Genomic DNA, 656 nt, shown 5'->3' on the forward strand with positions numbered 1-656 from the left:
CGATTTAGGGGAGGCTCAGAGACCCTTACCTTCAGCCTTGCCTCACCCTTGCCGCAACAAACGGCGGGCCGCGAAGCCCGCCGTTTATTTTGGTCTTCAGCGTCGCCCGGGGCTGGCAGGGCGACAACCTAGAATAGAATGTTATAACCGGCGCCATGCCATGGCAAGGCAAATCGTTGGCGCTGCGATGTCGCAGCGAGCGCATGAGATATGCAGTGGTCGCGACATCGCGTTTCGATCAGCATCAAAGCAATTGCTTGGACGGCTAAAGCACTTTGTTCATTATTTCCTGCTCTCGCAACGCAACGCAACGCAGCGAGCGCTGCGCGCCTTGTCAGAACGCGCGTTTGCCTGCACGTATTCCCGCGTGCGTGCAGAAGTCGCGCTGACAAACATATGTTAATCCGTTTTCGCCCTTCACGCTGTTCCCATCACGTTACGAGTGCCGCATGCACCGTTCTCACGGCGCCACCAGCTCCACGCGCCGGTTGAGCGCACGGCCTGCGTCCGTTGCATTCGGGCCGACCGGCGCCAGCAATCCAACACCGGCAGTGCGCAACCGCGCCTGCGCGATGCGAAAACTCTTCACCAGCTCGGCTGCGACGGCTTCGGCGCGGCGCTTCGACAGGTCGAGATTGTACTCATCTGTGGACGCC

General features: G+C 60.2%; 1 protein-coding gene. It reads right to left on the minus strand.

Translation table 11 applies throughout. From position 1 onward, the window contains the following. Nucleotides 1-460 precede the first annotated feature (460 nt). A partial coding sequence (locus tag FXB41_RS39890) for an OmpA family protein (protein ID WP_219685658.1) occupies nucleotides 461-656 on the minus strand: 196 nt, incomplete at its 5' end.

Origin of the sequence: Bradyrhizobium canariense, from assembly GCF_019402665.1 — a bacterium.
GTDB lineage: Bacteria > Pseudomonadota > Alphaproteobacteria > Rhizobiales > Xanthobacteraceae > Bradyrhizobium > Bradyrhizobium canariense.